Origin of the sequence: Paenibacillus polymyxa, from assembly GCF_018614975.1 — a bacterium.
Lineage (GTDB): Bacteria > Bacillota > Bacilli > Paenibacillales > Paenibacillaceae > Paenibacillus > Paenibacillus polymyxa_E.
Map to the genome: position 1 here is coordinate 36,410 of NZ_JAGGNR010000039.1, position 23,022 is coordinate 59,431.

A 23,022-nucleotide genomic window follows, 5' to 3' on the forward strand; every position below is an offset into this window, starting at 1 on the left:
CGCTTGAACGCTTGAAGGGAGGATAATGTGATGGACAAAGTCATGTCCAACCGTCTCGTTGCTGCGCTGTACGTGCTTCCTGCACTGCTTCTGCTGCTGGTCTTGGTTTACATCCCGATCGTACTCACCGGATATTATGGTTTGATGCAATGGGACGGGATCGGTGCAATGACCTATATTGGATTGGATAATTACGCCAGATTGCTTCAGGACGGAACATTCTGGCAGAGTGCGAATCATACCTTTTTACTTGCTTTGTTCTCCGCGCTGAGCCTGATTGGTTATCTCATGATCGCTCTGGTGCTGTCGGGCAAGATCAAGGGCGCAAACTTGTTTCGAAAAATATACCTGATCCCGATGCTGTTGTCTTCGGTCGCGATCGCTCAGCTATGGCTGAAAATATATCATCCCAGCAATGGTGTGCTGAATACATTCCTGGAGGCGATCGGATTCAGCAATCCACCAGCCTGGCTGGCGGAGCCATCCCTGGTGTTGTATGCACTGTTCGTGCCAATTCTGTGGCAGTATGCAGGCTTTTATATTTTGATCTATTATGCGGCGCTCAAAAATATTCCGGAATCTCTGGTGGAGGCAGCACGGATTGACGGGGCAAGCCCGTGGCAGATCGCTTTTCGAATCAAGCTGCCGCTTATTACAGAAGTCATTAAGGTTACCGTGGTGCTGTCTGTGGTGGGCTCGCTCAAGTATTTCGATCTCATATACGTGATGACCGATGGCGGGCCGAATGGCTCCAGCGAAGTGATGGCCTCCTATATGTATCGTCAGGCGTTCCGTAGCTTCGACTTTGGTTACGGCAGTGCTGTAGGGTTCTTCCTGCTCTTGATCTGTCTGCTTGTTACCTGGCTGCTTCGTAAAGCGACAGCATCCAAAGATACGATCCAGTATTCCTGACGCTAGTTCGTGTCTGAAAACTCGCTGAAGTGCATCTTTTACCGCCTTTTCGCCCCCTGCTGCGTCACTTTCTCTTGACGTGCCCCGGCACGCCTGCGGAAAATTTCCTTGCTTGGAACGAAAATTCGGCAAAATCTGCCACCTTCGGAGTTTCCAGACACGCCCTAGTGAAATGAAAGGAGGTTCATCCCGGTGAAGACGGATACGGTCGTTAGATTGCAAGCTTACCCGGGGACAGGCCGAGGTTCGGCATGGTTAAGGAGATTCGGATATATTCTGTTGTATTTCCTCTTGTCCCTGGTGGCTTTGCTGCAAATTTTACCCTTGGTATGGCTGCTGTTATTCTCGCTTAAAAATAATCAGGAAGTATTCGACATGGCGCCTTTTTCCCTTCCTGCTACTCCGCGTTGGGAAAACTATGTCAAGGTATGGACAGAGGGAAATATCAGCTTGTACTTCTTCAACAGTGTATGGATTACGGTGGTCTCGGTGGTGGTCACCGTGCTGTTCGCCAGTCTGGTGACCTTTGCCATTACACGTATGCGCTGGAAGGGTCGTTCGCTGGTGCTGGGGCTATTCATGGTGGGTCTGATGATCCCAGTACACTCCACGTTGATCCCGTTGTTCAGCTTGTTCCTGAAGCTGCATCTCACAGATCATCCTTTGTCAGTCATCTTGTCTTATATTGCCTTTAATATGCCAATTACCATTATGATTCTACTTGGATTCTACTACGCGCTTCCCCGGGAAGTGGAAGAAGCCGCAGTGATGGATGGCTGCTCCGTGCATCGGATTTTCTTTCGGATTGTGCTGCCGATGACGTCTTCGGTCATTTCCACAACGGCGATCATCAACATGATCTATAACTGGAATGAATTTATCTTTGTTAATACGTTCATCAGTTCAGATTCTTACAAGACCTTAACTGTTGGGGTACAGAACTTTATCGGTCAATATACAACGGATTGGGGAGCCATTGGTGCAACGCTGATGATTAGCATTATGCCAATCCTGATTGCTTTTCTTATCCTGAGTAATCGAATCGTGGAGGGCATTGCTGCGGGTTCAGTTAAAGGTTAAAAGGTCGAGGGCCTAAGGCCCTTCCATTACTTGCTTAAAAGCGAGTTGGGAGGGGCCTTTTTTGTCTTCTAAAACCTCTGGCAGGCGTACGGAAGCGAGCATGATGAAAACGCTGAAAATACCTATTTATGGAATTTCAAAAAACTTTCAACTATTTTCGCAAAACTACTGCATTTTCAAACCACCTGTGCTAACATACCCTAAGAATTAAAGCCCACATCGGAAAGGTGAGAAAATGACAGCAATATCCTCAACCAAAGAGTCTCTTCGTTCTGATGCCAAGGATCTGAATCTGATTCGACTGACATGGCCTATTTTCCTGGAACTCTTCTTATTTATGTTGATGGGGAGCGTGGATACGCTCATGCTCAGCTCGGTATCCGATAATGCGGTATCTGGCGTTGGAGCAGCCAATCAGATTATTTCTATCGCTATCCTTGTATTGGAAGTCATTGGACATGGTGCTGCGATTGTAGTGGCACAATATATCGGATCGAAAAAGTTAAGTGAAGCAGCACAAGTTACGGGTAATGCGATTACACTGAACCTTATTGTAGGTCTGGTCCTGAGCGGAATCTTCCTTCTGTTCGGAGGACAATTGCTAACACTTCTGAATATTCAAGGCGAAATTTATGATTTTGCCCGTTCGTATATAAATATCGTCGGTGGCGGGATCTTCCTCCAGGCACTCATTAACGCGCTGGCTGCGACGATTCGTACACATGGTTACACCAAAGAAACGATGTATGTTGCTGTATTCATGAACGTGATTCACGTTGTTGGTAACTATGCATTGATCTTTGGACACTTCGGCCTGCCGAAGCTTGGAGTGGAAGGGGCAGCGATCTCCACGGTAGGAAGCCGGTTTATCTGCCTGCTGATCTTTTTCTGGTTGTTGTATCGTGTGAGCGAGGTGCGGGTGGACTTCGAATACTACATTAAGTTGTCCAAACATTTTATTGGCAAAATTCTGCGGATTGGCATTCCGTCTGCGATGGAATCGATGGTATATCATTCCTGCCAGCTCGTGTTCACGCTGTATGTGACCTATCTGGGCGCAGAAGCCATGGCAACCAAGCAGTATGCTGGTAATATCTCCAGCTACATCTACTTGTTCAGCATGGCGATTGGTATGGGGACATCGATCATTGTAGGCCGGCTTGTGGGTGCGCGGCGCAAAGACGATGCGTACAAACGTGTTTTTGACAGTGTAAAATGGGCGCTTCTGGCAACAGTCATCATTGATGTGATCATCATTTTTTTCCGCGTGCCGCTGATGAGCATCTTTACGGATAATCCGGAAATTATCAAGCTGGGGGCTCAAGTGATTCTACTCAGTCTTTTGCTCGAAACCGGACGTACCTGCAATATTGTCATTATAGGTTCCTTGCGTGCGGCAGGGGATGCAAAGTTTCCGGTATACATGGGTCTGATCTCCATGGTCTGCATGAGTCTGCCACTGGGGTACCTTCTTATATTCCAGCTTCATCTGGGGCTTGCGGGTGTGTGGCTTGCCATTGCGGCGGATGAGTGGACCCGTGCGGTCATTATGTACTTCCGCTGGAAGAGCAGAGCCTGGGAGAAACATGAACTGGTGGAGCATGATGAAGAAGAGTCTGGTGCACAGCCAGTACCGGCTGTCTGAGGAAGAATGATGTGCTAAAAGGAGAGTCAATGACGGAAAGGATTCAAATCCGTGATTGGCTCTTTTTTGCGTTCTCGGTAGAGTCAATAGAATACAACGTAGCAAAAATGATCAAAACGGTGATGACATCATTCACGTATAGTAAGGATATGGAAGGAGGCTTTACCTCAGTTGAGCCGTTACCGTGCAATGATTCAGCAAAGTTTGTTCTATATTGAAACCCATCTGCATGAGCAGATCGGGCTGGAAGATGTGGCGTCCGAGGCGTTGTTGTCGCCGTATCACTACCACCGGGTTTTCCGTAATGAGGTTGGCATGACTGTGGTGGATTATATACGCAATCGCCGGATGAGTCTGGCGTCCACGACCCTCCGATCGACGGATGCGGGCATTTTGGACATCGCGCTGGCATGTGGCTTTGAGAGTCAGGAAGCCTTCACCCGTGCATTCCGTAAATTATATGGCATGCCACCAGGACGTTTTCGCAAATTGTTCGATCTGAAATTATTCGAAGGAAGAACCAGAGGAGGAGAATTACAGATGAATCAGACGTCAACAATTACAGGTTGGATGTTAACCGGGAGTCATCCGCAGAATTATGAGATGGGCATTGATCCTGCCGAAGTGCATCAGGGGAAAGCTTCAGGATATTTGAAGGCCGTTACGCCGATGGAGCCTAACGAGTTCGCAACGATGATGCAACAGTTCAGAGCGGACAAGTATGTAGGTAAGCGGATGAAATTATCGGGATTTGTGAAGACCGAGCATGTGGATGCGTTCTGCGGATTATGGATGCGTGTGGATAATAACGTCCATGATGTGCTTCAATTTGATAACATGCACGATCGGCCAATTACGGGTACGCAGCCATGGAATCAGTATAGTATTGTGCTCGATGTGCCGGAGGGCAGCGCGGTCATTTCATTCGGGGTTATTTTGAACGGTAAAGGAAAAGTGTGGGTCGATAGCTTCCGCTTCGAGGAGGTTGATCTGAACACACCGCTGACACATATGGAGACAGAGTACGAGATGTCAGACGAGCCGCTCAATCTGTCATTTGAGGAGTAAATGCAATATATGTGCAGATCCATTATCAAGCTGAGGCTATATGGGAATTATGATATAATGCTGGTGAGAATGGAGCTGATGCTGAGTGACGGAATTACTCGATCCACGAGTAGATTTTGTGTTCAAACGCATTTTTGGAAGTGAGCAAAACAAAGATGTTTTGTTAGCTTTTCTGAACAGCACGTTTATAGAGACCGGCGAATCTCCGCTTACGGAGATTACGGTTATTAACACGTACACGGATAAGGATAGTCCGGAGGATAAACAATCCATTCTGGATATTAAAGCGAAGACGGTAGAAGGCAAACTAATCAACATTGAAATGCAGCTGTTTAACCCGTATAACATGGAGAAAAGGACGTTGTTTTATTGGAGTGAGATGTACTTTCATCAGATAAAAAAGGGTGAAAACTATAATCTGCTCAAAAAATGCGTGACTATTAATATCCTCAATTATTCCTGTCTGGATAATGAGCGATATCACAATGTTTTTCATTTACGAGAAGATCATACAGGTATTGGTTTGACGGATGATATCGAAATACATGTAATGGAACTGACCAAACTGGATCAGTATTCTGTTCCGATGGAAAAGGGCGGACTCATAAACTGGTTATTATTCCTGAAAGGGATAGACACATCAAACTGGGAGGTGCTGGCTATGAATGAACCGATGCTGAAAAAGGCGATGGATACGCTGGAATTTCTAAGTCAGGATGCGGCCACCAGAATGGCCTATGACGCTCGGATGAAAGCACTTAGTGACGAGAAATCGATGATCGAAGGCGCACGAGCTGAAGGTGCAGCCAAAGGCAAGCTGGAAGGTAAATTGGAAGGTAAATTGGAAGGCAAGCGAGAAATGGCACGGGAACTGCTCGCACTGGGTGTCGATATGTCTGCAATCGTGAAGGCCTCAGGTCTCCCCGAAGAAGAGATCAGAAAGCTGCTTTCTGATCCGTAACATGATTTGAATAAAATAGTATACTCAGGGCCGATCCAATTACGGATTGGCTCTTTTTGTTGCCTTTGGGGTATAAAGAATATAGAGCAAAGTCCAAGCGGAGAGGAAGCTGCCTTCTGCTGGAAAGAACAAAGTCCTCATGGCGAAATGGTATAGACCTTGTTAACATAGACCGATATAAACCAACTCATGACATAGATAAAGAGGATGAATCCCATGAATAAAAAAGTGCTGGTGGTTGATGACGAATCAAGTATCGTCAGTGCCATTGCTTACGCGCTGCGGCGCGAAGGATATGAAGTAGAGACTGCAAGTGACGGCGAAGAGGCCTTGGTCAAGGTCGCATCGTTTCACCCACAGGTGATGATTCTGGACGTGATGATGCCAAGGCTTGATGGATACGGCGTATGCCGCAGGCTGGAGGACCGCGAGGATATCGGCATTATTTTGCTGACTGTCAAAAATGATATCGTAGACAAGATCGTTGGCTTGGAAATGGGCGCCGATGATTACATGACCAAACCATTCGAGATCCGTGAACTGCTGGCAAGGGTGAAAGCACTCATGCGCCGTGTTGAGAAAAGCAGTCCACCACCTGACGATTCGAAGAATCAGGCCATCGTGAATGGCACACTGCGTATTCATGTTGCTCACCGCACGGTGACCGTGAATGAGGAAAAGCTGGATCTGACACCAAAAGAGTTCGATCTGCTGACCATTCTCATGTCCAATCCTGAGCGGGTGTACACACGAGACGATCTGCTGGATCAGGTCTGGGGCATGGAATATACAGGTGGCACACGGACCGTGGACATTCACATTCAGCGTTTGCGCAAAAAAATCGGAGATACGGATCAGCAAAAATTGCAGACCGTATACGGGATTGGCTACAAAGCATCTGCCCCTGATACAGGCGGGCCCATATGAGAGTCAGCATCAAGCTGAAGTTCAGTGTTTTTCTGGCAGCCTTGCTTATCCTGACCGTGGTGGTGCTCAGTTCACTGGTCCTGCGCGGTATTGAACGCAATCAGCAGTCACAGATAGAAGGTATTTTATCACAGCAGACACGGCTGGTGAATCTGAATGTGAGACAGTCCTACTATACGGAGTCCGTTCATCTCGATCAGGACGTTTTTTTACAGCGAAATGGCCGCAGGCTGGCACAGGAACTGGCCAACTCTACCGGATTGCCAATAGCACTCTATAACATGACAGGCCAGCAGGTGGGAGCATCCTTCGCCTCCAGCGAGAGTGAACTCGTTCAGGAAACGTTAGACTATGCACTGCAAAATAAAATTGCCTATCATGAACAAGGGGACACCCTGCTCTACGCTGCACCATTGGACGGCCCGGATGGGCAGATGGGAGCAGTGTGGATACAATATCCTGTCCAGAGCTACCATGAATTCTATACTCGCATCCTTCAACTGTTCACATGGGCAGGGATTGCGGTTGTTGCGCTGAGCTTCATATTAGGTTATCTGTTCTACAATCGGTTTGCCGTTGCGATTGCCCGGCTGAAGAAGTCCGCAGATTCCATTCGCGAAGGGAATTACATTACGGAGTCTCCTGTAAGGAGTAAGGATGAATTGGGAGAGCTGGGGCAGGGCATTTATTATATGAGTACATCCATTCAGCAAAATATCACAGCCATGCATGCGGAGCAGCAGAAGTTACAACTGGCGATTGAGAAACTTCAGGCGCTGGAACAGCAGCAGAAACAATACATCGGTAACATCAGCCATGAGTTCAAGACACCGCTAACATCGATCAAAGCTTATGTGGAGCTGCTCGACATGTATAAAGATGATCCGCAACTGCTTGATGATGCCACAAGTAACATTGGCAAAGAAACGGAGCGGCTGTACGAGATGGTAGAAAAAGTACTGCATTTATCTGCCTTGGAGAAGTATGACTTCGAGAACCAGGCCGAAGATGTAGAGGTCAGCGCTCTACTGAAGGATGCCTGTGGCCGGATGCGTGGGAAAGCGGAGAAGTTTGCGCTGAACATGGAACTGGATCTTGAACCGGCGGTGATCCGCAGCGATCGGGAGAGTCTTATGCATATTTTCATCAACATGCTGGATAATGCCATCAAATATAACGTTCCGGATGGTGTGATCCGGGTGGAGAACGAACTGCGGATGCAGAAGCGTCAAGCGGTCATTCGCATCTACAACTCGGGTACGCCGATTCCGGAAGAGGCGCGGGAGAAGATTTTTGAACCCTTTTACACTGTGAACAAAGACAGAGCCAGAACAACGGGCGGAACCGGACTCGGACTATCTCTCGTGAAGCAGTTTGTTGAAAAACAGGGCGGTACAATCACCTTACTTCCAAGCAGTACGGGCGATTCGCAGAATGGAGAAGGTGTGACCTTCCAACTCGTATTTCCTTTGGCTGATTCAAGTTAACAAGTTCGAAACAAGTCTGAATAACTTTGGAAGTATGCGATGTGTATGCTTGGTCTATAGCAAGAGAAACCAGGGGGGACCATCATGAATTGGAAACAAGCAGCTTGGGGCACGTTCGGAGCCATTGCCCTGTTAACGATAGCAGCATGCGGGGGAACAACAGACCCGGGGGGCAACACACAAGGTGGGAAAACGGGCACCGATATTACAGTCAAAGATAATACCAACACGTCCGTGTACCAGAGCTTCAAGCTGGAGAAAATCGATAAACTTCCGAATATGCGCGGGATCGCATGGCTAAGTGACGACTGGATTGTATCCGACAAGGAGAACAAGTCCTTGAAACCCGTCACGGTTGAAGGTCAGGAAAGATACCCGCATAACTTATATATGTATGATCTGACGAAAGGCACAGACACACCACTCAAGGAAAGTGAAGCCAGCCTGGGTGCACCGCTGGTGTCACCGGATGGTCAGTACCTGTTCTACCGGGAGCCGGAGGAAAATACGGGCAAAGGCTACTTTCTGAACCTGCATAACGGGGAGACAACCCCTGCTGGTAAGGAGGATGGATTCATACAAGAGGGCGCATGGCTGGATAATGAACATGTTGTTTTCCCCAATATGAAAGGTGATCTGATCTCGGCAAGTGTGGATGGCACAACGAAGGTACTGGTGGAGACAGGCAATTTCAATGTGCGGAGTATCGAGGTGTCAGGCAATATGCTCTATTATATTACGGGTGAAGACGGCCAGCTGAATGCATACGATGCGAAGACGGGTGACGTGAAACAGGTGCTGAAAAGTGTGGAGTGGGTCATCCCTTCTAATGATGGAACAAGGCTTGCGATTGTGAAAAGAACAGCGGATACCAAACGGGCGCTGGTGCTCACCGATCTGGAAGGCAATGAGAAGGCTACGCTCGCCAGAGGCACACAGATTTTCGGCACAAGCTGGTCGGGTGATGATTCCAAGATTGCGTATACGATCAATTCCGAGAATGATAATGAGAAAGGGCTGTTTGTCTCTAACACGGAGTCGGCAGAACAGTTCCAGATCTCGGCGGATATGGACAACGCGTCTGACCCACTCGCCTGGAGCCCGGAAGGCAATAAGATCCTGTTATCGCAGGCGGTATTAGAAAACGAATCGTATCACTTTGTAACCTCAGTCATTACGATCTCGGAGTAGGATGATTGTTGCAGACAGATATGTTCCATATCTTTCATCCCTTTCTATACATTTATATTGACTAAGCTATTCCGCTTCCGATAAACTAGAATGCAGGAATAAAGGTCGAATGTCAGGCAGCAGTTCGAGACGATGTTTCGGGCGGCTGTTTATTTTCTTTTTAACAGTAAGGGTGCAACGTAGTCGTCTTGCCGGATGATCCGGCTAATAACAACATGGAATAGGAACAGGTGATATACATGTGTAACAGCGCGTACCGCGTGCTTTTATATTATAAGTTCGTGAAGATTGAAGACCCCGAGACGTTTACACAAGAGCATCTGCAATACTGCAAGGACCTGGGTGTGAAAGGCCGTATTCTAATCGCATCCGAAGGTATTAACGGTACGGTATCCGGAACGCCTGAACAGACGGAACAGTATATGAAAGACATGCATGCAAACCCGCTGTTCAGCGATATGGTGTTCAAGATTGATGATGTGGAAGAGCATGCGTTCAAAAAAATCTTTGTTCGTCACAAAGCAGAGCTGGTAACGTTCCGCGTGGACGAAGATCTTGATCCAAATGTGATTAGCGGCAAACGCCTTTCACCGAAGGAGTTCCATGAACATCTGCAACGTGATGACGTCATCGTTATTGATGGTCGCAATGATTATGAATACGAAATTGGTCACTTCCGCGGGGCCATCCGTCCAGATGTTGAGTCGTTCCGTGAGTTTCCGGAGTGGATTCGGGAGAACCTGGGTGACATGAAGGACAAAACGATCATTACGTACTGCACTGGCGGCATTCGCTGCGAGAAGCTGACCGGGTTCATGATCAATGAAGGCTTCCAGGACGTGGCTCAACTGGACGGCGGTATTGTCACGTACGGTAAAGACCCTGAAGTACAAGGCCATCTGTTCGATGGCAAGTGTTACGTGTTTGACGAGCGGATCTCTGTACCGATTAACCGGACAGAAGAGGATATTGTCATTGCCAGCTGTTATCACTGTGGAACGACACATGACCGATATATTAATTGTCCAACCTGCAACCTGCAGCATGTAAGTTGTGAGGATTGCGAAGAGACGCATAACCGCTTTTGCTCGGATGCCTGCCGGGAGGCAGCACCGGTACACGCATAAGCAGGAGAGCAGGTGCTGATCGTGAAGCGCGAAGAGGAACGAACGACGCGTGAACGGATTTTGTTCATGCTGAAGCAGCAAGGTACATTGACCGCGAGGGAAATGACAGCTGATCTGGGTCTGACCGGCATGGCCATTCGCCGTCATCTGACGGCGCTGGAGCAGGACGGCTGGATCGAGGTTCGGGAGGCCAGGGCTACGGCCGGACGTCCGTCCTCGGTGTACCAACTGACGGTACGCGGGGACAGCTTTTTCCCAAAATCATATTCGTCCCTTACGCTGGAACTGCTTGAAGAATTGTCTGACTCAGCCGGGAGCGGTGTGGTGGACGCATTGTTCGAGAGTCGCCGGGACAAGCTGCTTCGTAGCGGATTGCCACAGATGGAGGGCCAGGATCTGGCCGGACGGGTGGAGGAACTCGCGCGAATTCAGAATGCCAACGGATATATGGCGGATGCGTCCAGAGATGCAGATGGAACCTACGTCATTACGGAAATGAACTGCCCGATTGTGCAAGTCGCGAGTGTCTACAAGCAGGCTTGCCGCTGTGAACTCGAACTGTTTCGCTCGCTGCTTCAAGCCGAGGTGGAGCGTACTGAATGTTATGCCGATGGCGGCAAAAGGTGCAAATATGAGATTCGCGAAGCGTCGGGGAATTAACTGGTTTATACAAAAGAGATTGTTTCGATTTGTCGAAATAGTCTCTTTTTTTGAATAAAAATGACGTAAACACGTTATTTTATAGTAAGATGCGTGATATAATTTGAAATAACATCCAGATGTTTTATACATAACTCAATATTAGATGGGAGGCGTTAATGATGCACGAACCCGAACCGGCTTTGAAAAAGGCCATGAATCTATTGAAGGAACTGAGCGAGGATGAAGAGTTCCGTCAACAATATGAAGCACGTCAAAAGTTTTTACGGGATCAAGTATCCATGATGGAAGGCGCACGAGAAGAGGGTCTCAAAAAAGGCATGGAGGAAGGAATTCAAAAAGGAATCGAAGAAGGGATCAAAGAGGGTGAAGCTGAGAGCAAGCGGAAAATCGCAATGAATATGCTCAATTTAGGTCTTGATCGAGAGACCATTGTCAAAGCGACGAGACTAACCTCTGCTGAAGTGAAAGCAATCCAGCAAGAAAAATAAGCTATATATACTAGGCAACTCGCATAACTTGCGGGTTGCTTTTTTGCCGTTATGTAATGTTTCCTATCACATCATACGATGAAACTAAATTGGAAGCGGTTCAACCATTGACGGATATCGGGAGGCCCCTTAATATTAGGGGAACAATAAAACACCAACACGGGTCATGGACTTCAGTCGCATGAGAAAAGTCTATATTTGTCTGCTTTTGTCGATCAAAGCAACAATGCGTTGAAGCGTTCGTTTTGTCCCGCCCTATCGTGTCAATGGAATCTCGATAAGGGTAACCACATTTTATAAGATGGAGAGGGGTTCTCACACATGAAAAAGAAATTTTGGATGTCACTGATGATGGTTGCTTCAATGATCGTTGCAGCAGGTTGCGGAAATAACAGCGGTACAGGCTCGGAATCCGAAGGATCAGGGACTACAACAGGTGGAGGCAGCGAGGAAAAATCATATCAGATTGCTATCTCCCAGATTGTTGAACATCCATCTTTGGATGCTACACGTGAAGGATTCATCGCAGCCCTGAAGGAAGCAGGCATTGAAGAGAACAAAAACCTCAAAATTGATTACAATAACGCGCAAGGTGATTCGACGAACAACCTGTCCATTGCACAGAAAATCTCGGGTGATTCCAAAAATGATCTCGTACTCGGCATCGCAACACCATCTGCGCTGGCGCTGGCTCAACAAGTGAAGGACAAGCCATTGTTGTTCGCAGCGGTGACAGACCCACTGGGTGCCAAACTGGTGAGCGATATGGACAAGCCGGGCGGCAATGTTACAGGTGCATCGGATACGAATCCGGAGGCTATTGTACAATTGGCTGACTTTATCGCTAAAAATCTGCCGGATGTGAAAACGGTGGGCTTGGTCATTAACGAAGGTGAACCAAATGCGGTGGTTATGGCAGATAACGCAGAAAAAGCGCTGGCAACACATAATATCAAGCTGGTGAAAGCACCAGTTACGAATACATCTGAAGTAAAACAGGCAACGGATTCCCTCGTTGGCAAAGTAGACGCTTTCTACATTACGCTTGATAACTCTGTCGTGAGTGCGGTTGATACGATCATCCAAACGGCGAACAGCAACAAAATTCCGTTCTTCTCCAGTGATCGGGATACCGTAGAAAAAGGAGCTTTCGCAACGGTTGGCTTCAAATATTATGACCACGGATATCAGGTTGGAGAGATGGCTGCGGACATTCTGAAAAATGGTACGAATCCTGGTGATATGAAAGTCACCGTTCCGGACAAACTGGATCTGATCCTGAACCTGAAAGCGGCTGAAGCCCAGGGCATTACGGTTACGGATGAGATGAAAGCGGAAGTAAAAGACCAGGAAAACAACATTATTCAATGAGTTATGAGATTGATTCAATAATCTGACCGGAGTGTAATCCGGCAGAATGGATGCGAGGCGAACATGCAACGGGTTCGCCTCATTCTTTTCGATAGACAGGGAGGAAGTAGCGTGAATATAAGCTGGAATTCAATTGAAGGGGCGATCGAGCTAGGACTGTTATATGCCCTGATGGCACTAGGCGTGTATATTACGTTCCGCATACTCGATTTTCCTGACCTTACCGTAGACGGAAGTTTTACAACAGGAGGCGCAATCGCGGCGGTTATGATCTCCAATGACTTCTCTCCTTGGCTCGCTTGTTTGGCGGCAATGGCTGGAGGCATAGTGGCTGGGGCATGTACAGGTCTGCTGCATACCAAAGGCAAAATTAACGGATTGTTATCCGGTATTTTGATGATGATCGCCCTGTACTCTATAAATATGCGTATTTTAGGCGGGGCACCGAATAAATCTATTATGGGCATGGATAATCCATTCTCGGGTGAACATGTTATGGTGCTCATTATCATCGTTGTGCTGGTGTTTAAAATCATGCTCGATCTGTTCATGAAAACAGATATTGGACTTGCGCTTCGCGCAACAGGTGATAACAAACGTATGATCCGCAGCTTTGGGGCAAATACGGATGTGACAACCATTGTTGGTGTCAGTCTATCCAATGGACTGGTTGCCCTGTCTGGTGCATTTATTGCACAGCAAGCGGGCTTTGCGGACATCACGATGGGCATCGGTATGATTGTTATTGGACTGGCTTCGGTGATTATCGGTGAAGCTATTCTCGGAGCAAGAACGGTATTCTGGGCCACACTAGCGGCTGTTGTTGGTTCAATTATTTACCGGATCGTCGTTGCATTAGCACTGGAAGTCGACTGGTTCAACACGTCCGATCTCAAGCTGATCACCGCTGTCATTGTTATTATTGCTCTGGTGTTCCCTTCCTTGCGGCGCTCCATGAAGCAGCGAAATCTGGCTCGCAAACGAACCGAAGAGTTGATGCGGTCAGCGGGTCAACAGATGAAGGGAGGTATGTGATCATGCTGGAGATTACACAAGTCACCAAGCTGTTCAACCCAGGCACGACGGATGAGAAGACCGCACTGGTTGGTGTGAACCTGACGATGAATCAAGGAGACTTTGTGACGGTGATTGGCAGTAACGGAGCCGGAAAATCCACGCTGATGAACATTATCTCGGGTGTGATGAAGCCAGATATGGGTGATGTATTGATCAATGACCGCTCCATTAAAAATCTGCCGGAGCATAAACGAAGCAGCTGGATTGGCCGGGTGTTTCAGGACCCGATGGCAGGAACAGCACCACATATGTCCATTGAAGAAAATATGGCGATGGCATACAAACGTGGCAAAGGACGCGGCCTGGGGTTCGGAGTTACCCGTGCCAGACGTGAGATTTTCAACACGCAACTGGAGAAGCTGGGAATCGGACTGGAAAAGCGACTTAACGCGAAAATCGGTCTGTTGTCTGGCGGGGAGCGGCAGGCACTCAGTCTGTTGATGGCTACGTTTACCCAGCCGCAGATTTTGTTATTGGATGAGCATACGGCAGCCCTTGACCCTTCACGTGCCGAACTGATCACGGAACTGACGGAGACACTTGTGCGTGAGATGAGACTGACTACATTGATGGTGACGCACAATATGGAGCAGGCCATTCGTCTGGGTAACCGTCTGATCATGATGGACAAAGGCCGAATTATTCTGGATGTCAGCGAAGAGCGTAAACGTACGTTGACTGTACCTGAGTTGCTTGGTGAATTCGAACGGATTAGCGGCAAAAAAATGGCAGATGATCGTGTCGTGCTGGGTTAAGAGACAAGGGAATACTTGTTGGAAGAAAAGATATACGTAGCTTGATCTACAATCTAAGCCAGCTATAAGATAGACGATAAAAACCTTTTGCGTTCTCGCAAAGGGTTTCTGTGGTATGTTGAACACGTTGAAGAAAATGGAATGAATCTATACGATTTCGGATTAGCGCATTATACATCGTAGGAGGAACCAGGCATGTCTTTGCAATTAGATGAAGGTACATATACGGTCACGCGGCGAACGGAATCCATTCGTCTACTTGCCAAGGAATTTGCACTGCTGCATTTTTTGTATGAAAACAAGGATAAAGCCTTCACTCGCAGTCAATTGCTGGATCGGGTATGGCCGCTTGAATATCCGGTTGAACGTACCGTAGACGATCATATCTATCGCCTACGCAAGAAGCTGAAACGCTGGGATGAGATCCGTCTGGATACAGTACGGGGCTACGGATATCGACTTGCTGTGCAAGAGAACAAGTCCGCTCTACCCGCTAGCCCCTCTGCTCAGGACCCAGAAATGCAGGAAGTCATTCACGGATTACTTCGTAAATATCACTTGTTTGGGCAGGGAAATGCCATACAGACCCTGGTTCAACAGCAGGAAGCGCTTGGCATTCAGATTGTCCCGTATTATCAGTTGTATATCCATTTTATACAGGGAGATCTGGAGTGGCTGATTACAACCAAAGAAATTGCTTTTGAAGAACGCTTATACTGGTTATTGATTTTTGTCCATTCGCTAATTGAACCATCAGAAAGCTTACCTTTGTATGAGCAGGCATTGAGTTCAGCTGCATTGTCTGCCGATCAGCTTCGCGAACTCCGCATTCTGAACATCATTGAAGTCTATGTAGAGGTGGGCCAATATCAACGGGCCAAAGCACAACTGGAGGAAACGTATCGTGTAATAGAGACTGACGAACTCAAGAATTTCAGAATGCCTGTAGCACTTGCAGCGTTGTATGTGGAACTGTGGGGTGGCAGCGGGGAAGCTGTTGAGACTCAGATGACAGTCCTGCGAGCGGGATTGAAGGATGCCCCGTATCTGCGGGAGATCGGACGTTTTCAGGTGATGGAAGGACTATGGTTACTTCGGCAGGGACGGATTCGTGAGGCAGAGTTAAGAATGGATGATGGCCTGGACGTATTGAAGATGTCGCTGAACGCACCGCTATATCTGAATGCTGCATATCAGATCCTTCAGTTCATGGGTCATCATCGAATTGAAGGCAGAATTTGGAGTAAGTATCGTCAAGTGTATGCAGAGATCGGCAAAAGTTACGGTGTTCCCTTATATGGACAACAAATTTTAGATGAAATACGTAACTTTTTATCTCCAACCTCCCCATCCTCTGATCTTCCTCTGATATAACTCCTTTATGATTACAGCCAAGGAACATATAGGCCACAAGCGGCTGTAATCAAGGGAGGAAGTACATGTATGACCGTCATTTCAAATGAATCCACATCCAATGAACCCACCGAATCACCCACCTCATCTGCACAATCTTCCAAAAGCTTATGGACTAACCTCCGGTTTGTCCGCATATTTATCGCATACTCTCTGGCTACATTTGGAGATTGGTTCGATGCACTTGCCATCCAGGTAATGGTGGCTTACCGCTGGGGCGCCGATCCGCTGATCATTGCCCTTATTCCTGTATGTATGGCTGTCCCAGGTATACTGCTGGGCTCCGTTGCTGGTGCCCTGGCTGATCGACTGCACAAAGTGAAAATCATGATGCTGTGTGATGTAATCACCGTGGGATTAACCGTTGCTATTTTATTCGCACCAAGCCCGATAGGGTTGCTTCCACTTCTTGCCCTGCGGGCCATGATGGGAGTTTTTCACGTTCCAGCCCAGCAGGCGTTAACCCGCCAGGTGGTGGCAGAGGAACATCTGTTTCAGGCGTCATCCCTAAACGGTTTTGTGAGCCAGTGTTCGAAAGTGGCGGGACCACTGCTGGGTGCAGTCATTTTGGCCTTCTTTTCACCTCAAATCTGTATAGTCATTAATGCCTTTACCCGCCTGTTGTCAGGTGCGGTATTATGGCCCTTGCGGCGTTTGGTGGAGAAGTCGGAGTCCGTTGAATCAGACGGAAGTGCTGCTAGTGAACAGGATGGATCGGAATCGTTGTTCTCCCAGTGGAAGCAAGGCTGGCGTTTTATACAGAGCAGTCGCACCGTGCTGAGTACGATTTTGTTCGGCTGTTTTGGACTCATGGCCATTCTTATGATTGATTATCAGTTTACGACCCTGTTTCGGGAGATCAAGCCAGGTAATGAATCACTGCTCGGTTGGTTGGGATCGTCGGCAGGAGCAGGGGCAGTCATCATCATTTTGTTGTTAAATCGCTTACCGAGAATTGGGTATGGGTGGGGACTGGGTGGAGGATATCTGTTCGTGGGTGCCGGAATTGCTGCGCTGGGGTGGATCGGCCCACAAACACCCGAAATTTGGGTCATGATCTGGGGCCTCTGCATTGGGCTGGGTAATGGGCTCTTTATGGTAACACTGAATTATTTGCTGCAAAAGGAAACCCCTCCTGCCTATGTAGGGCGCGTCTTTGGCATTCAAAATTCACTGTCCAGTGTTGTACTGGTTGTAGCTCCACTTGCAGGTGGAGCGCTCATTCGAGTTGCAGGGCCGAGCCCCACCTTTCAATATATCGGTCTCGCTACGCTGGTGATTGGTCTTGCAGGCATACTGCTGCAACGCATTTTGTGGGAGGGGAAGCAGCCTCTCATATCGGAAGCAAAAGAGACTATTCCGCAGGAATCGATCTGAGAGCCATTAATACATCTGCAAACCAACAAATAGCCGCTTCCGGTATTCATCCGAAGGCGGCTGTTTGCACATTGCATTGTTCAGCGTCCCATTCGCGGTCATACTCAAGGAACCACTGAAAGAAGGCAGCTGGTTGAGCGCAACCGTGATTCCGCCGGAGAGTGGTGATACGTATAGGGTTTTCCCGCACCCTGCTGGATTCGCCAATTGTACTGTGGCGCTAACCGTTCCTCCTAACAATCCCAGTGTGTGGAGTTGGTGAAGCTTGCATCGTTCTCCGGTGGGCAACAATGCCAGGAGAGGTGTATGTGTTGGTATTCGACGTTGCCAATAGCTCGATCCCTCATTCCTTCGTTCCTTATTCTATACTCAAATCAATCATTCTCAACCTTTGCATATCACCGCTCGAAAACAGCGGATCGGCGTGCCGTACATGTCAGACCAGATAGCATCGTCCGGCTCTTCCACATTCAGCTTATCTTCAATAGTTAATCCGGTGACAGCCATGATTGTCTCCAGCAGATCAGGGCGCATCTCGGGCACATCAAAGGTAGCGATTAACTGTCCGTTTGGCTTCAGCACCCGGGCGAATTCACGAAACGCCCGCAGCATCGTGCCCGTATCCAGATGCTCCAGTACAGAGATACAGAACACCCGATCAAACTTACCCGACTCGTACGGAAGCTGGGCCAGATTAGCCTTGGCACGGTGCAATCGGACGAGAGTTGATTCCGGCAGATCCTGAGCGGCTTGCTCGCCAAAATCAGAAACAATATCCAGCCGGATCGCCTCTTCAGACAAAATACGTTCATCCCAGTCACAGGCGTGAACCTCGCGGCAGTGTTCGGCAAGCCAGAATTTGAATGGATGGGAGATGCCGCAGGCTGCATCAAGGACGACGTCGCCTGGACGTGCAAATTGCCGGGCCCATTCGTATTCATAAGGACGGCTCCACCATGCCGGATGCAGGGGGAAGACCAATGTATCCGTTTTAGGGTCACTTTGCCTAATGTATCTTGATTCCATGAATTCCGTTGCCTTGGGCGTATCCATCATCCCCGAATTCCCTCCTTCAATCCTGTCTCTGTCAAAAAAGATTCCAACACCGTGCTCCACCGGCTTTTTCGATTTCCGATGAATCCAAATGAAAATCTACCGTTCCTTTCCACTCTCGTTCTTGATCGTTATCTGTATCCCCACCTCCATCCGCACCTCCATCTCCGTTAGCCTTACCACTGTTCGCTCCAGCACCACTCGTTCCATCCTTGCCTTCTACAGCTTGCATCCCTGATATAACTGCACCAACATTTTCTTCATGACTCACCAGATCATTCTTCCATGCGACAAGCCATTCGTCTTCCTGTTCTTGCTCGAAGGTCCGCGTTGGCGGGGCTGGTGTGAAATAGGACAGCTGATGAACCACGGGAATATGCCCGAGTCCACGGATGACACTGCACAGATCCAGAATATATCGCTCCAGTCCACCACCAAATACACGACCGAATTCCCGGTTGTACCCGTCGGTGAAACTATGCGTCAGAATACTCACCACGCCCATCTCACGGTCCCTCCTTCCAGGGAATCAGCCGAGGTTCCGGATCGAGAATAGACTCGTAATGTGCAAGATTGCCCCACTCACCGCTAGGATCAATGCGCTTATAACGCAAATATTTACGAACCCGGTCCTCCAGACTGCCTGCCCAGCCGAGATGCTGAACCTTCAGTTCCGTGCTGACTCCAGGCAATACGTTGCAGGACAAGGGAAGACGGGGAACATGATGATTCTGTTGTGGATAAAAATAAGGATATCCAGGCATATACCGTACAAGTGAAGCGGTATGCCGTTTGTGCAGACACCAGAGATCATCTTCCCGGTAGTGGGTCCGGCCGCCCCACATATCGTAGAAACGGAATGCAAACCAGTCTGCATACTCCTGATTAATCAGCGTGCGTATGGCTTTTTTGGCCTCTGAGCTGTACAGCTCATCCGCATCAACCGAGAGCAACCAGTCGGGATGTGTTCCCGCCGCCGCTTGCCATAAGGTGTTGCGAAGTCGCCATTCCTCGGCGAACAGCGGTTTCTCCAATACCTCCAGACGGACCACCTTCGGATAGGCTTTGCATAGATCCGGGGTTCCGTCTGTGCTGGCATCGTCCACAATCACGATCTCATCCACGAACTCACTCAGATCATGCAATACTTCTTCAAGGTATCTGCCACGTTCATTGCGAACCTGGAGCATGGCGGTCAGCTTGTTGCCTTTGCTTTTGCGAACCCGACGAATGGAGAAGGGCTCTTTGATTACACTTGTTTCCTCTTGTGTTATAGCAGCATTCTGTTCTTCCTGACCTTGTGAATCACCCCAGTGACGCACTTGGCTTCGGATGTCCTGCGTTGGTTGTGCATGATCCGGGGTGTGATCGCCATTTCCCAATGCGTCTGTATATGTTCGATCCACTGTTTCCGTTGGCGTGTATGTGGTTTCGGTTCGGATATCCCTGTGCACCATTGGCCCATTCAACTGTTGGCTACGCTTCTTCGGGTCCAGCATCATGGCACCTCCCCTCGCAGTGCCAGCGCACTTACGGACAATTGCTGATAATCCGGGCGACTGGGCTGTACTGTCCTCAATCGGGTTGGATTCGGGATCTACACTTCGTAATGGTGCAGGCTTTTCCATGAAAAGTTCACCTCCCCTTAACTGTAATATGGCGCGTCATTCGCTCTGCATGTACTTCATGCTTTCACTTCATATGTAAAGCCCTCACGGTACTTCGCATGATATGCCTGAGACTAACATATGGGCATTCCGTCCCAAACATGAGTGTCTTCCACGAATAGATGCAGTTGGCAAGCTGTGATAGTAGGCTGAATTTTATCTTTTGTGTGACCAGGATCACTTTTTTTTGCTCTAGAGACGAAGATTGTGATAATTCTCACATGTATAAAATAGGTAATCTGGCACAATACGTTCATCAACGTATTTGGCGGACAGACAGCGAAGGTGCAACTTCAATGCCAGATACGCATACTGCGAAGTGAACAGAAAGAAGGGGTAACGGTATGGATCCGATTATGTTATCGCGTATCCAATATGCACTTACAACGATTTTCCATTTCTTTTTTGTCCCGCTATCCATCGGTCTTGTACTGTTGGTTGCAATCATGGAGACGTTGTACGTTGTTAAGGGTAAGGAAATCTACAAAACGATGGCGAAGTTCTGGGGCAAGCTGTTCCTGATTAACTTTGCCGTCGGGGTTGTCACAGGTATTCTGCAAGAGTTCCAGTTCGGCATGAACTGGTCTGAGTACTCTCGGTTTGTGGGAGACGTGTTCGGTGCGCCACTGGCTGTTGAAGCATTACTCGCGTTTTTTATGGAGTCTACATTTATTGGGTTGTGGATATTCGGATGGGATCGTTTGTCCAAAAAAGTGCATCTGGCCTGCATCTGGCTGGTGTTTGTCGGCACATTCCTGTCCGCGCTGTGGATTCTGGCAGCCAATTCGTTTATGCAGCATCCTGTCGGGTTTGAGATTAACAACGGCCGAGCCGAGATGAATGATTTCTTTGCACTCATCACGAATGGTCAGCTTCTCGTCGAGTTTCCACATACGATTTTTGGGGCATTGATGACAGGGGCTTTCGTCGTAACCGGGATCAGTGCCTACAAATTGATGAAAAAGCAGGATGTGGAGATCTTCCGCAAATCGTTTAATATCGCGATCATTATCGCTCTTGTTTCCTCATTCGGCGTCGCTTTCTCCGGGCACTTCCAGGCGCAATATCTGGTGGAGACACAGCCGATGAAGATGGCAGCCAGTGAAGGCACATGGACAACGACAGAAGATCCGGCACCATGGACGGTGGTCGCTTTTATCGATCCGGATAAACAGGAGAGTACGGGTGAGATCAAAATACCTGGATTGCTCAGTTATCTGTCCTACAGCAAGTTCTCCGGTAGTGTCAAAGGCATGAAGGAACTGAATGCTGAGTATCAGCAGACGTATGGACCAGGGGACTACATCCCGCCGGTACGGACAACGTTCTGGAGTTTCCGGATTATGATCGCAGCGGGTGGTTTGATGATTGTGCTGGCAATGTACGGTACGTTCCTGGCCATGCGCAAGAAGCTGGAGGTCGCTGGAAAGTGGTTTATGCGTCTGATGGTATTTGCCATATCCTTGCCGTTTATCGCCAATACCTCAGGTTGGATCATGACCGAGGTTGGAAGACAGCCATGGACGGTATTTGGCTATATGACCACCGAGGCCGGGGTCTCACCGAACGTATCCGCAGGAATGATCCTGTTCTCCACGATTGCGTTCACAGCTGCGTATACCGTGCTTGGTATCGTGATGGTATACCTGTTCGTACGTGAGATCAAGGCAGGACCATTTGCGGTTGATAAGCCGGAAGATCACGATGAATCGGCCGATCCGTTCGGCGTGGATGGAGGTTATTCCGTTGTCACTAAGTGAGTTGTGGTTTTTGCTGATTGCCGTATTGTTTGTTGGCTTCTTCTTTTTGGAAGGTTTTGATTTTGGTGTGGGGATGTCTACAGGCATTATTGCCAAAACGGACCGCGAACGCCGAACCCTGATTAACTCGATTGGTCCGTTCTGGGATGGTAATGAAGTATGGCTGATTACGGCGGGGGGAGCGATGTTTGCTGCCTTCCCGCACTGGTATGCCACGTTGTTCAGCGGTTTTTACCTGCCACTTGTAGTGGTGTTACTCGCCTTGATTGGCCGCGGAGTTGCTTTCGAATTCCGCAGTAAAATGAAGCAGCAGCGCTGGCGCAAAACATGGGACATCATCATTGTTGTCTCCAGTGCGCTCTTGCCGTTCCTGTTCGGCGTAGTCTTTGCCACGTTGATGAAGGGTCTGCCCATTGATGGGGAGATGCAGTTGCGTGCAGGATTCCTCGATATTGTTAATCCGTACACCGTGATTGGTGGCTTGAGCGTAACCCTGCTGTGTCTGGTTCATGGATTGCTGTTTGCATCACTACGAACAGTAGGTGATCTCAGAGAGCGTGCCTTGAAGACAGCGCAAAAATTGATGCTGCCGCTGGCTGCACTACTCGCTGTTTACGCGTTAATGACGTATTTCATGACGGATGTGTTCGCCGTACGCGGCTGGGCTCTTTGGATCATGGTTGTACTTGGCGCAGTCTCGCTTGCACTTGCGGCCTACTTTGTTCGTCAGAAGCGGGAAGGTTGGGCTTTTGGTATGACAGGGGCAGTGATTGCAATTGCCTTTGCCTCGGTCTTTATCGGACTGTTCCCAAGAGTAATGGTGAGTTCCTTTGGAGCGGCATATGACCTGACCGTATACAACGCTGCATCCGGCGCTTATTCATTGAAAGTAATGACCATTGTAGCTTGCACACTGCTGCCGTTTGTCCTCGGTTATCAGATCTGGAGTTATTATATCTTCCGCAAACGTCTGAACGAGCAGCACCATCTGGAGTACTGA

Annotated in this window: 21 protein-coding genes; 18 read left to right on the forward strand and 3 right to left on the reverse strand. The window is 48.5% G+C overall.

Features of this window, described 5'->3' with window-relative positions; all coding sequences use genetic code 11:
* Positions 1–30: 30 nt before the first annotated feature.
* The 16 genes from J7E78_RS24275 to J7E78_RS24350 all read left to right on the forward strand — a co-directional run bounded on the left by J7E78_RS24275 (position 31) and on the right by J7E78_RS24350 (position 17,542).
* Positions 31–912 (forward strand): carbohydrate ABC transporter permease, encoded by an 882-nt coding sequence (locus tag J7E78_RS24275; RefSeq protein WP_215078737.1) that lies wholly within the window; start codon positions 31–33, stop codon positions 910–912.
* Between the two features lie 216 nt (positions 913–1,128).
* Entirely contained in the window at positions 1,129–1,992 is an 864-nt protein-coding gene (locus J7E78_RS24280) for a carbohydrate ABC transporter permease (protein ID WP_215078805.1), read from the forward strand.
* 235 nt (positions 1,993–2,227) lie between these two features.
* Positions 2,228–3,637, forward strand: a complete 1,410-nt coding sequence (locus J7E78_RS24285; RefSeq protein WP_215078739.1) for an MATE family efflux transporter — start codon at positions 2,228–2,230, stop codon at positions 3,635–3,637.
* Between the two features lie 189 nt (positions 3,638–3,826).
* Complete coding sequence (locus tag J7E78_RS24290; RefSeq protein ID WP_215078807.1) at positions 3,827–4,705, forward strand: helix-turn-helix transcriptional regulator; 879 nt, start codon at positions 3,827–3,829, stop codon at positions 4,703–4,705.
* Between the two features lie 85 nt (positions 4,706–4,790).
* Complete coding sequence (locus J7E78_RS24295; protein WP_215078741.1) at positions 4,791–5,666, forward strand: Rpn family recombination-promoting nuclease/putative transposase; 876 nt, start codon at positions 4,791–4,793, stop codon at positions 5,664–5,666.
* A gap of 216 nt (positions 5,667–5,882) precedes the next feature.
* Complete coding sequence (locus J7E78_RS24300; protein ID WP_215078744.1) at positions 5,883–6,593, forward strand: response regulator transcription factor; 711 nt, start codon at positions 5,883–5,885, stop codon at positions 6,591–6,593.
* The gene (locus tag J7E78_RS24305) at positions 6,590–8,080 is read left to right on the forward strand and encodes a sensor histidine kinase (RefSeq protein WP_215078746.1); all 1,491 of its coding nucleotides are present in this window, start codon (positions 6,590–6,592) and stop codon (positions 8,078–8,080) included. The genes J7E78_RS24300 and J7E78_RS24305 overlap by 4 nt, the downstream gene beginning before the upstream one ends.
* A gap of 84 nt (positions 8,081–8,164) precedes the next feature.
* Positions 8,165–9,271: a TolB family protein gene (locus J7E78_RS24310; protein WP_215078748.1), complete on the forward strand. Its 1,107-nt coding sequence runs from the start codon at positions 8,165–8,167 to the stop codon at positions 9,269–9,271.
* Between the two features lie 239 nt (positions 9,272–9,510).
* Positions 9,511–10,398 (forward strand): oxygen-dependent tRNA uridine(34) hydroxylase TrhO, encoded by an 888-nt coding sequence (gene trhO, locus J7E78_RS24315; RefSeq protein WP_124116691.1) that lies wholly within the window; start codon positions 9,511–9,513, stop codon positions 10,396–10,398.
* A 12-nt stretch (positions 10,399–10,410) separates the two neighbouring features.
* Entirely contained in the window at positions 10,411–11,058 is a 648-nt protein-coding gene (locus tag J7E78_RS24320) for a helix-turn-helix transcriptional regulator (RefSeq protein WP_083677519.1), read from the forward strand.
* Positions 11,059–11,216: 158 nt separating this feature from the next.
* Positions 11,217–11,549: a hypothetical protein gene (locus tag J7E78_RS24325; RefSeq protein ID WP_251035234.1), complete on the forward strand. Its 333-nt coding sequence runs from the start codon at positions 11,217–11,219 to the stop codon at positions 11,547–11,549.
* 321 nt (positions 11,550–11,870) lie between these two features.
* Positions 11,871–12,920 (forward strand): ABC transporter substrate-binding protein, encoded by a 1,050-nt coding sequence (locus tag J7E78_RS24330; RefSeq protein ID WP_215078750.1) that lies wholly within the window; start codon positions 11,871–11,873, stop codon positions 12,918–12,920.
* Between the two features lie 171 nt (positions 12,921–13,091).
* On the forward strand, positions 13,092–13,955 hold the full coding sequence (locus J7E78_RS24335; RefSeq protein WP_251035243.1) for an ABC transporter permease: 864 nt from the start codon (positions 13,092–13,094) through the stop codon (positions 13,953–13,955).
* A 2-nt stretch (positions 13,956–13,957) separates the two neighbouring features.
* Positions 13,958–14,752, forward strand: coding sequence for an ABC transporter ATP-binding protein (locus J7E78_RS24340; RefSeq protein ID WP_215078754.1), 795 nt, complete (start codon positions 13,958–13,960; stop codon positions 14,750–14,752).
* Positions 14,753–14,947: 195 nt separating this feature from the next.
* A complete protein-coding gene (locus J7E78_RS24345) occupies positions 14,948–16,126 on the forward strand; it encodes a winged helix-turn-helix domain-containing protein (protein WP_215078756.1) in 1,179 nt (392 codons plus the stop codon).
* Positions 16,127–16,195: 69 nt separating this feature from the next.
* Positions 16,196–17,542, forward strand: a complete 1,347-nt coding sequence (locus J7E78_RS24350; RefSeq protein WP_215078759.1) for an MFS transporter — start codon at positions 16,196–16,198, stop codon at positions 17,540–17,542.
* A 384-nt stretch (positions 17,543–17,926) separates the two neighbouring features.
* Here J7E78_RS24350 and J7E78_RS24355 read toward each other — a convergent pair whose 3' ends face one another.
* From J7E78_RS24355 to J7E78_RS24365, 3 genes are read right to left on the reverse strand one after another with little or no spacing between them, the layout of a single operon-like run.
* Entirely contained in the window at positions 17,927–18,598 is a 672-nt protein-coding gene (locus J7E78_RS24355) for a class I SAM-dependent methyltransferase (protein ID WP_215078760.1), read from the reverse strand.
* A gap of 31 nt (positions 18,599–18,629) precedes the next feature.
* On the reverse strand, positions 18,630–19,100 hold the full coding sequence (locus J7E78_RS29535) for a hypothetical protein (protein WP_251035235.1): 471 nt from the start codon (positions 19,098–19,100) through the stop codon (positions 18,630–18,632).
* Position 19,101: 1 nt separating this feature from the next.
* Complete coding sequence (locus J7E78_RS24365; RefSeq protein WP_251035236.1) at positions 19,102–20,223, reverse strand: glycosyltransferase; 1,122 nt, start codon at positions 20,221–20,223, stop codon at positions 19,102–19,104.
* Between the two features lie 383 nt (positions 20,224–20,606).
* Between J7E78_RS24365 and J7E78_RS24370 the strand changes: the two genes are divergently transcribed.
* Together J7E78_RS24370 and cydB are read left to right on the forward strand one after the other, a co-directional pair.
* Entirely contained in the window at positions 20,607–22,022 is a 1,416-nt protein-coding gene (locus J7E78_RS24370) for a cytochrome ubiquinol oxidase subunit I (RefSeq protein ID WP_215078762.1), read from the forward strand.
* The gene (gene cydB / locus J7E78_RS24375) at positions 21,967–23,022 is read left to right on the forward strand and encodes a cytochrome d ubiquinol oxidase subunit II (protein ID WP_244898245.1); all 1,056 of its coding nucleotides are present in this window, start codon (positions 21,967–21,969) and stop codon (positions 23,020–23,022) included. The genes J7E78_RS24370 and cydB overlap by 56 nt, the downstream gene beginning before the upstream one ends.

Excerpts from the sequence above, each read along its gene's own strand:
- J7E78_RS24290 (WP_215078807.1), top strand. The coding sequence starts at position 3,827 with ATGATTCAGCAAAGTTTGTTCTATATTGAAACCCATCTGCATGAGCAG.
- J7E78_RS24355 (WP_215078760.1), bottom strand. The coding sequence starts at position 18,598 with ATGATGGATACGCCCAAGGCAACGGAATTCATGGAATCAAGATACATT.
- J7E78_RS24305 (WP_215078746.1), top strand. The coding sequence starts at position 6,590 with ATGAGAGTCAGCATCAAGCTGAAGTTCAGTGTTTTTCTGGCAGCCTTG.
- J7E78_RS24285 (WP_215078739.1), top strand. The coding sequence starts at position 2,228 with ATGACAGCAATATCCTCAACCAAAGAGTCTCTTCGTTCTGATGCCAAG.
- J7E78_RS24340 (WP_215078754.1), top strand. The coding sequence starts at position 13,958 with ATGCTGGAGATTACACAAGTCACCAAGCTGTTCAACCCAGGCACGACG.
- J7E78_RS24310 (WP_215078748.1), top strand. The coding sequence starts at position 8,165 with ATGAATTGGAAACAAGCAGCTTGGGGCACGTTCGGAGCCATTGCCCTG.
- trhO (WP_124116691.1), top strand. The coding sequence starts at position 9,511 with ATGTGTAACAGCGCGTACCGCGTGCTTTTATATTATAAGTTCGTGAAG.
- cydB (WP_244898245.1), top strand. The coding sequence starts at position 21,967 with ATGAATCGGCCGATCCGTTCGGCGTGGATGGAGGTTATTCCGTTGTCA.
- J7E78_RS24275 (WP_215078737.1), top strand. The coding sequence starts at position 31 with ATGGACAAAGTCATGTCCAACCGTCTCGTTGCTGCGCTGTACGTGCTT.
- J7E78_RS29535 (WP_251035235.1), bottom strand. The coding sequence starts at position 19,100 with ATGGGCGTGGTGAGTATTCTGACGCATAGTTTCACCGACGGGTACAAC.
- J7E78_RS24300 (WP_215078744.1), top strand. The coding sequence starts at position 5,883 with ATGAATAAAAAAGTGCTGGTGGTTGATGACGAATCAAGTATCGTCAGT.
- J7E78_RS24365 (WP_251035236.1), bottom strand. The coding sequence starts at position 20,223 with ATGGAAAAGCCTGCACCATTACGAAGTGTAGATCCCGAATCCAACCCG.
- J7E78_RS24370 (WP_215078762.1), top strand. The coding sequence starts at position 20,607 with ATGGATCCGATTATGTTATCGCGTATCCAATATGCACTTACAACGATT.
- J7E78_RS24330 (WP_215078750.1), top strand. The coding sequence starts at position 11,871 with ATGAAAAAGAAATTTTGGATGTCACTGATGATGGTTGCTTCAATGATC.
- J7E78_RS24335 (WP_251035243.1), top strand. The coding sequence starts at position 13,092 with ATGGCACTAGGCGTGTATATTACGTTCCGCATACTCGATTTTCCTGAC.
- J7E78_RS24345 (WP_215078756.1), top strand. The coding sequence starts at position 14,948 with ATGTCTTTGCAATTAGATGAAGGTACATATACGGTCACGCGGCGAACG.
- J7E78_RS24325 (WP_251035234.1), top strand. The coding sequence starts at position 11,217 with ATGATGCACGAACCCGAACCGGCTTTGAAAAAGGCCATGAATCTATTG.
- J7E78_RS24350 (WP_215078759.1), top strand. The coding sequence starts at position 16,196 with ATGACCGTCATTTCAAATGAATCCACATCCAATGAACCCACCGAATCA.